Origin of the sequence: Endozoicomonas sp. ALD068, from assembly GCF_049310145.1 — a bacterium.
Classification (GTDB): domain Bacteria; phylum Pseudomonadota; class Gammaproteobacteria; order Pseudomonadales; family Endozoicomonadaceae; genus Endozoicomonas_A.
The window spans coordinates 2,746,782-2,756,763 of sequence record NZ_JBLYNU010000004.1 but is presented as its reverse complement, the minus strand read 5'-3'; the positions used below and the strand labels follow the sequence as shown (position 1 = coordinate 2,756,763).

The 9,982-nt window shown below is 52.7% G+C and carries 1 protein-coding gene; it reads right to left on the bottom strand.

The genetic code is table 11. From position 1 onward, the window contains the following. Positions 1-30 precede the first annotated feature (30 nt). Entirely contained in the window at positions 31-9,861 is a 9,831-nt protein-coding gene (locus ACO6V5_RS09540; protein WP_422492096.1) for a hypothetical protein, read from the bottom strand. Between the last annotated feature and the right edge of the window lie 121 nt (positions 9,862-9,982).

Here is a 9,982-nt window from a genome sequence, read left to right as displayed (position 1 = left end):
ACGGGAAGCTCTCCGTAACTAACAGGTTGTTCAGCCCCCGTCTATCCTAGTTAAAGGTTGCGGAGTCGTCAGATTTTGTTTCATTCCCTGGCTTGCCGATGACACAAACGATGGGCTCCCGCTACTGTAATTGCCTGACAGGGCGCTGAGGTCCTGAACCAGTCGCTGGTAGTGCTGGTAAAGTTCCGTATTATTCAGGCTTGTTCCTACTGGCCGCTCACTTTCCGATCCAATGTTGTTTTTCTCACCTCCGGCCAGGCTGCACAGGTAATTCACCAGCCGTTGCCCTCTGCGAATGATTTTGTTCAGAAAGGTCACGGCTTCATTCTCTCCCCCGTCACTGTCGTTCATGGCTAACTTGCTGTCATTCCTGTTGATCATAGCCATGGGGTTCAGGCTGACTTGTCCACCTTTAAAGTGCAGACTGGCCAGCACCTCCGGTTTCACCAGTGCCAGTGTCTGGTTAGTGCCGGTATTGATGATCCTGAAGGTTTGGCTCTCCAATGGCAGGGAAGCGCTGCTGCGGGTAAAGTTGCTGCTGCGGGTGAGATTGCTCTGCACCTGCGGGTTACACTGGCTGAACGCCACCTGTCCCGGGGTCAGGTCGGTAAAGAACAGTGCGGTGCTGTTATCACCCGACAAACGTCGTAAATCCGCCTTAGACCCGGACGACAGTAGAACATAATGCTTGCCATGGCTGTCGATTGTGCGGGCTGGCCTGCACGCCCGCAGGTCATAGACGTCATTGCCAACACCGCCGACCAGCGGGCGCGTCCAGTCGAGAATGGCCTGCCACAGGCTGCTGTTGCCGGGCGTATCCAGCCTCCGGTTGTCACACTGGTCGCCCCGGTTTGCCAGCACTTCTGGCCGTGCTGCGATGTTGCCTGAGGTTCCCAGCAGCAGCAGGTCATGACCGCCCCATCCACGGAGTGACCACTGTCGGGCGTCGGCGCCAAGGTACAGAATATTACTGCGGCTATTGCCCCAGAGTCTCGCTGTCCTGTTACCGACGGCGGACGAGCTGATCACGGAGGGCAGAAACGGCCATGACTGGTAACCGCTGTCGGGTTTCGGCCCGCTCACCTGAACACTGCCCGGCTCCCAGCCCCACTGTCCTGTGCCAGTAATAAACACCTGACGTCTGACGTATGTGGCGTTCAGGGGTTCCAGTGTCAGTTTAATCCCGTCCATCGCCTGGTAGGTGACGATTTTTACCGGTTGGTCCTGCTGGATGTACAGGGGGTTGCTGGCTGTGGCGTTGATGAATCGGAGGCGTTCCTTCCTGACGAGGCTGCTCACCGTGAGTGGCAGGACGACCCCCTGACCTGAGTCCGTCACCCGTGCTGCCAGGTCGGATAATGATAGCTCAAGGTCATTGAACACCAGCGTTGTGGGTTGCAGGAACTGGTCGTGCTGTCTGGCCCAGACCTGCTGAATCTCGATCTCGGCATCGCCGGTGGTAAACCGGTTGGACAGCACCAGGTTCTGACCCCGGCGCCAGGCAAGGAAGAGGAAGGCCGATACATTCAGTTCAATGCGGGTTTGTGCCCTGTCGTGCTTGGTGATGCTTTCTTCAGCCAGGCCGGGATGGATGAGGATTCGGGCAAAAAATGACAAGTCTGTCTCATCCAGTTTAATCACGTCGGACCCACCCTGGCTCTCCACCATGATCCCGAACCGCTGTCGGGTACCGTTCCGGACAAAGGCCACCCGATGCTCTTGGTAGTAAGTGTCCAGCCGCAACGTTTCCAGTTTGATCTTGTCGGCTCCGGGGGTTCCTGACAGCAGCAGACCCTCGGCCATCACGGCGACCCTGCCAAAGGTGCCCAGTGATTGGTAACCCTTTTGGGTGACCCGGTACAGCGTCTGGTTGTTCCGGTTATAAACGACCGTGCTCGTTGACGGAGGGAGCGAGAACTTCCGGACGCTGCCAATCACTTGCTGAACGCCGTGCTCCTTGCCAGGCAAACCGAACAACAGTCTCTGTTTACGGGGACTCTGGCCCTGGTAATCCATCCAGGCTACCTGGGTTGGGGAATAGCCAGAGCGCAGCGTGAGGGCGATCAGTTCGGTGTCAGCCTTCTGGCGTATGCCCGCTGGCAGAGATCCCATGGCCTGGTTAAAATCTTGCCGGGTCCAGTAGACCAGCCTGCCGGTGGTGTTTCTGGGTCCCATCAGGCTGAGGTCCAGTGCCACCAGGGCCAGATGCTCCCGGTTAGCCAGGTATTGGGCCGTCGGTGTCTGGATGCGCCACGCCCGGGCACCGTGTTCCCAGTGGTGGCTACCCCTCAAGTCGATACGCTTAGCCATGTAACGGCAGGGAACGGAGATTTGGTCATCGAACTCACTGGGCATCCCGGTCAGCGAAGCGGCGGCGGCCTCACCACAAAAGGGATGGCCTTTGGCGCCCTGATCAGGCTGTCGGAAAAACTCGAAAGCCTCCTCTTTGCGAGTGTCCGACAGCGCGAGCAGTTGGCCGTCGTCGTTCACCATGACTTCAAACTGGTCACGGGTGTTGGCTGCCAGCAGGGTGTCGCTGTCCGGGTAGTACCAGACGTCCAGTTGCCTGATCGCGCTGAACAGGGGGTGGTCGATGATTGCGGTGATGGGTCTCAGCGGCACCAGCCCCACCTTGGCCGAGAACCCCTTCCGGGCCCCATTCAGCCGGTCTCGCAGCAGACTCTTGAGCTCACGGATGAAAAAACGGGCACTGGTGGTGGTCCAGGTTGTACCGGGGTGTTCTATGGTCAGTTTGGCGAAGATCAGGTTGACTACCTTGCCCAGGTTCAGGCTGTCCACCATCAGGCCAGACTGGGGGGTGAACTGGTGCACACTCAGGGTATCGTTCGACTTGGCGACGATCTGCCCGGTGGCTTCCACCTGCCAGTTCTTAAAAGGTCCTGACTCCACCGACAGGTTTTCGCTGACCACCCGGGTGTTATCCCAGGCCTTGTCCGGTATCCACAGCCGGTAGCCACCGTTGGTATCGGCCAGGAGGCTGCCGGAGTGCGCCTGCACATGCCTGAAGACGCCGACTCTGGCTATCTTTGCCTTTACTTCTGCCTTTTCCAGCGCTCGCTTCTCGCCTGCAGGGCGGATCAAATGGAAACCGGAGTTCAGCCGCTGGATACCACCGGGGCGATTCACGTCGGTGCTGAAGTAATACAGTTTGCCGGAGTGCCGACTGAACAAAATGTAGTAAACAGTCTGGCCCCGAACCACCACCTTGTGGACCGGCAGGTGCTCTTCACGCAGTGCCCTGCGGACACGCTCATTGATCGTCCGTAAACGGCTTCCGTCGTTTCTATTGTTTGGCATGTCGCCATCCAGCAGGCTGCTCAGGAAGGTAATATAGCTTCGGGTGGCGTCGTCATAAAAACCGGTTCTAAGAAGACGGCGGCTGCCGTAGCTATCGACATCCTGCAAGGGAATCAGCCCATGGTCGGATGTCGTTGTGTCAGATGCCACTGCAGGTGGGGTAGGGGGTACACTGAGCTGGCCATCCAGGGTTTCTGCCGCAATCACCTGGTGAGCCAGCTGACCGGACGGGCTGGCCGTCAACAGGTAATAATAGGGGGCATCAAATACCAGCAATTGTGACTCATCTTTGTTCGGCATTATCTTTGAGACATGGCGGCCAAACAAGCTGGCATTCAACTGGAAGTGCGAGATTTCCCGGGTCAGTACCTCCTTATTCTGGAATAACACCTTGCCGTTGGCGGAGTCGAAAAAATAGTAGCCGGTAGTCGGGTTCCCCTGGACCGGTTGCACCTGGACCGGTTGCACCTGGACCGGTTGCACCTGGACCGGTTGCACCTGGACCGGTTGCACCTGGACCGGTTGCACCTGGGCGCTGGCAGCAATGAGCCGGATTTCCTGATGCTTAAGGGTATCGTACCAAAGCAGGACCCGGCCCAACTGATCCCAGTCTGCTTCGGCCAGTCCCAGCTTGCCAGGGAAGCAGCGGTAGGGTTTCTTGAGATACTCATTAACCTGTCGGTCACAGTCCCGCTGGTGCTGTAACCAGGCTGGGTTCTGCCGATTATTGCTCTTGGGTAGTGGGTCAAGGGCACCGTTCATCTCCCACCGGTTCGGTATTTTGGGTGACCACCCGGATGTGGTTGTGGTCCACCGGTTCGGCGCTCCGGCCATACAGCGTGCACGGATCTGAGGTGAGAAGTCGCAGTCTTTCAGCTCCAGCGGCAGGAACCGGCTGGCCGCAGTGTAACGGCTCATGATTCTGTTCAGTTTCGACGCCCTTGATGGCCCGTCATTCAGTCCTCCATTGTCGTACAAGCGCTGAATCACTTTGTGATCCAGCAGCCGCCACTCAAACTGTGCGTTGGGATCCCGGGCCACTACTTTATACGAGGGAGCCTGTTCATACCAGGAGTGTGGTCTTGGTTCAGGAAATCGGAAAAGGGTCTCACCCAGCTTGAAGTCCCGGTTATCTTCATAGGACAGGCTCACCCAGGACCGACAGTTTTGTACCTGGTCATCCCGCTCAGTAATGCAGGCATAGGGGAGCTTGCCGTCGTAGTTCAACACCCAGGTAGAGGCCGTCTGCCCCTGGGGGTGAAGGTGGATAGTGTGTTCACCGTTGGATATCAGGGCGTAGGTTTTGTTGGCCCCTTCAGGACTATACACGTCATACTTCAGAAGTCGGGAGAATGTCGATGAGACCTCGCGAAAGACGACGACGTGATCCTTGTTATCGAGATACAGTCTGCTGGTTGAGCGACGGTATTTCAAACTGTCGGTATGGGTGAACATCTGGCCAAGGTATTTATAGTCGTAGCTGATGTCATCACATGAGCCATGCCCGTCGCACTCGGTATACCGGGTGTCTTTCACTTTTTTCTGGTATAACCGTTTCAGCTTGCTGTCGCTGACAGCATCCAGAAGTTTCGCACCGGGAGAACTGCTGTCTGGCGCACTCCCCAGAGAGGTCTGGTCCAAGGGACTGTAGAGGAGCTTGACCTCCCACGGGGGTACAGAAGGCATTAAAATGACCTTTTTATCGCTCATCTGCCCCAGGTTGCGGAATACCCCGTCTGAGCATTGATACCCGGTTAAACGCGACTCCGTCCGGCACAATGTCGCCAGGGCATCGTCGATCAGGTTAAAGGTGTCAGGGGAGTATTCGATCCGGTTGATGTCGCTGGCGCAGTGCCGTAAAGGAGCCTTGGGTACATAGGGTATCTTCTCACAGTTTTTCTGTTTCCAGTCGTCTTTTTTCCCGGCGATTAAGGTTGGCTTGAATGAATAGACGCCACCGTAGGTCAGGGTCTGGTTCTCCAGGTTGATAGACCGGATGTTCAGGGGCAGGAGACTTTTGCCATCCCCGCTCATCAAGGCATTGAGGGTCTGCTTGTTGGCCAGGAAGCTTTTGGGGTCCAGCTGGGCGTGGATCAGGTCAAAGATTTTGGCAGCCTCACCCGAGGCATCCTGCAACTTTTTGTAGGCCAGCTTTTTTAACTTCCTTTTATAGTTCTCCTGAAAAATACCCCTGACGTAGTGCATGATCCCGTCAATAAATGCCCCGACTGGCCCGAGGAACTCTGAAATGACGGAGACATAGGTATCCACCCACTCAAAGGTCACCATGGATTCCATGAGTTTCTTGACTTCCGGGTCCTCTTCGTTCTCGTACTCAATGAGGGTCAGGGTGAGACTGGCTCCCGGCACGGCGAGACCCAGTATGGGCACAAAACGACCGACTTTTTTACCCAGCCTGCCGACTTTTTTCAGACCGCCGGGCAACTTGCCCGACCCGGAAATATCGGGTAGCTTTGGTGGTTTCTGACCGGGGGGCAATGACGACCGGATGGCCGGGATGATTGTCTTGATCCCCTGTCGCCCGAGATTGATGATCTCAATCCCTTGCAATGCCACAGCCGTATAAAAAAGCGTCTGGCGCCCGGTATAAATCTGCTGTTGGGTGTCCGTCATATTCTGAGACGGGGGATTTTTGTAATGGTGTCCCACAGGGGAAAGCCCTGCTATCAGGTCGTAAAGGCCTATAAAAGACCTGAGCTTTTCCAGTCCGTTGGTGGAAGATTTTTTTCCTTTGACCCGGAATCCCTGACGACCCGTCCCCTGGAGAAAGCCCCGGAAGCGATCAAAGGCACCGGAGGTAAACCGGATGTTCTTACGGGTCAGGGTATCGGGTTCCATAAAGTCCATGCGCCAGCCACGGCCATCCCGACGAAGGGTATCCAGTTGGGGAGCCATGCTGTCGGCGAGTGAGTGCCGGGCTTTAATGTCCCCCAGGGCGGTATCAAACTCCAGCAGCCGCTGCCTGAATTCGGCTCGTTCAGAGGCCACACTTGAGAGGCTGTCTTCAGTCCGGGGCGGCACCGGAACCGAAAGGTGGCTGGGCGGCAAATAGCGGAGCGGGGGATTTGAATCCGATGGCCGGGGCGACCTCAGCACAGTCTTTTCGCCGGGAAGCAACCGGTACTCCGGTTGTCCGGTGCCCGGGGAGCGCAGCACAAGGCTTTCAATCGCCGGGCGGTCCTTCGGCATCAGATGCTGGATATCTTTCACCAGTCGTTTGAAAACCTGGGGGCTGCCACTTCTGGGTTCGACAATCAGCTTGCCGACCAGGGGTTTGCCATGGGTGGGCGAGCGGGTCATAAAGGTTTTCAGGGCGTTCAGGGCTGTGATTCCGCGGGACTGGTTGCTGCTGGCAAGATCGCTGACGGTCAGGGTGGCGATGTAGCGGTCCGGGGTAAAGTCGACCAGTGTCGTCAAAGCATGGGCAATCAGTCTGGCTGGCCGACCGAGAACGGTGACGCGGTTGCCGTCTCCCCCGGCGATGGCCGACTGAACCCGGCCATCGGGTGTGAGCAGCACATAACCGGCAGCGGGGGTAGCTTTCAGCAACAGGGGCTGACCACTCAGGGTGCCGTCTTTTATCTGCTGTTGAGCGCGGGTAAACGAATCTTCGTCCAGGGCAATGACCGAGTGCATGCCCCGGGCGTGAGCTAATGCGTCCTTGCCTTCCAGGCGACGAAACCGGGTGAAAAAATTCTGCAGCCAGCGCTCATCTTCGTTGGCGGGTTTGATCAGGGCGATATCCGTTTTTTTCCTGTCGTTGCCAAGACGGAGCTGGGTTTTGAAGCCGGAAAGTAACCGGAGGGCATACTCCAGATTTTTGCGTTGAGCATTGCAGCTGTCGGTATTGGCTGATCTTCGAGGCCTGCGACAAGCCCCTTGTGGCGGGACCGGGAGAACATGTACGTTGTCGAAATCATTTTTGAATTCTGCGTTAATTTCGGCGGCACCTTCCGGCGTTTCAATATCGACATTGTGAATATAGTATGAGCCTTTCTGTACTTGGTTTTTGATGTTTTCGAAGGCCTTGGCCTTTGCTTCATTACTCTTGAAGTGTTCTATCTCCCGCTCAAGCTGATTCATGTGATCATTGTGAAAACGTCTTTCATAGCGCGCAAGCCACTCAGTGTAAGAGGAAGATTGCATCGCCATTTGGAGTGTTTCTCTCAAACGCGTGGTTTCTGTTTCATGCGGATGAATGAAAGCAGCATTTTCAGTCGGCGGTTGCTGCACTAATCCAAAATAGATCGCTGCCTGGAAATCTGTGTAGTATGAGTATTTGCTGGCATCTTTTCTATTGTCGATAAACTCTCGGCGGCCTGTGGAAGTGGGCACTCTGTTTTTGGATCCGGCAGAGGCAGAACCATCCTGGTGTCTGTCACCGGCATACATCATTTCGACAAGGGCTGCAGCTGAATCCGTCGCGAGTCTGGGATCGGTCGAACGCTGGGAATTCTCAGCGACTACGGATTCGAACAACTGATCTGCGAAGATGGATTCGGAAATGTCAATGTTGGGTCTGCGAGTAAATTCATTATCAGGGTCAAGGGAGTCCAACCCGAACTTGGCTATGTAAGTAACGGTGTCGTCTTCATTCAGGGTAAAAACAATACGGTTGAGTTCAGGATCGGGCGCATCTCTTGAGGTTGACGGCCTGTTAGGATCACCACCGGTGGTTTGCCGTGGAACGCCTGCGGATAAGTATCCCCGAACTGCAACAGCAGAATTTGCACGGATACCTTTTTTGGCCAACTCCCTCAGAACTTCAGGTATAACATAATCTTTCTGGTCAGCACCCAATACACCCTTAGAACCTGGAATGTCTTGTGCAGAGTTATCAAAAGAGAATGCTATGTTTTGTACGGTGGTATTCTCGGGGATCACTTTGATTAAAACTGATGATAGCTTTCTCACTAAGTACAGGGAGTTAATGGAATTAATCTCACTCGACTCTGTAGCAGAGAAATCAAGACTTCCAGTAATAAAGACTTTAGTGTCTTCGCCGATATTTTTGAATGGTGTTCCTAAAATTGTTCTAGTTTCTAGTGTTTTACTTCGATCAGAATAAACAATGTCATATAAGACGCTCTTGCCGTTTGGAGTGCGATACCTAATATGTTTTTCATAACTCTGCCTCGCAGACTCTCCATTGTCCCTAATTCTGGGCATATTAATTATTATTAACTTGTCGTATGGTCGCCTAAGCGCTGAGTCTGGCAGGTCAGAATCAGTGCCATAAGAGTTCATGCTATAGAAGGGATTTTCCGTTGAGAAGCTCTTAACTTCGGAGATTATAGGTTTTCCCCCGGAAACGGTTCTTTCTAATCTTTCAAAAGCGTCATAACCTAGTTTAGCGAGAATCCGGTGGTCAAGATCCCCGTTATTATATGAAAGCTCCGCTAACATGATTGCAATTCTATAGATTTCTTTGTTGTAGGCAGGATCTCTACGTTTATTGGATTCATTCAAAGACTTGATTATCTCAATTATGCGTCTTTCTTTGCTTGTTCCATTGTTTTTAAATTTTTCTAAAATACTGTGGAAAAATATGGTTTCTTCAAGTACTTTGTTGATCAGTGGGTTATTTGGGAAGGCTTCCAACATCATTGGTTTGATTGAATCATCGTGGCGTCCGGCTTTATTCTTGTCTTGAGGAATTAAAGTTCTACCGAAAAATATTTTATCGTCACTAACTCCACTCGTTGGACGTTCACTCAGTGTAACAAATAGTTTGCAACAAATGTTTTCTTCTATGACACTTTTAATTCGATTTAATTTTTCTTGTGACAGGTTTATATCGTCTATCTTGAAGTAACGGTCAGGATCAGGGATAAGTTTACGTTCAAACATATTTTCCAAAACAGCACGTACCTTAGCTCTTTCTAGCTGCACTCTCTCACTACTGTCCACTTCCCTTCCCGATGTAGACTTGCTCGAGATGCCGCTTTTTTCGAAGGGCCCAGCCTTCAGTGCTGGTAGCAGTCCTTTATCTATATATACCCCTCCATAAGAGTTTTTATGGTAAATCCCTATAGCTCTTTCGGTTATCAAAGGCTTTTTAAGGCTTAAGGTGTACTTGATATATTCACTGTGTTGTCGTTCAAAATCAGAAGTATCTCCTACAACATTATTCATGCCAATGGTTCTTCGAATTTGATTTAATACATTGTTGGTTTTATTCCATTGGGTGGTAAACAACCTCTTTACACTGTCTGAAAAATCGGCTTTCATTATATCCAATCTTTCTATGTCATCGTTTTCACCCATAAAAGCATCGATTTTTTGCCAGATACTACGCCTCAACCACGCAATATCAGCGGGATAATCTGTTTCAATCCTTTGTTGTATTCTCTCAGAATACAGCAACAAATATAGAATTCTTTTGTATATCAAGGCTTTGGGAGCCCATACATAGATATCATGGTTCTTGTTCGCCCAGGCCCATACTTTCACGCAAATAAATTCCCAATCTTCAGCAGGACCGACAATAGCAAAATGAATCTTCTTGGGTATAGCTGGCATGATAATACCTGATAGATTGATTTACATGGTTTTCAAAAGGGTTTTGATAATTGTCTTTTCACCGGCGTGGTCAGAGGACTTTAAATGCTTAAAAATCGCACCGTGCAGTGTAGTCCGGAAT

Coding starts and splice junctions, on each gene's coding strand:
- ACO6V5_RS09540 (WP_422492096.1), bottom strand. CDS start 9,861: ATGCCAGCTATACCCAAGAAGATTCATTTTGCTATTGTCGGTCCTGCT.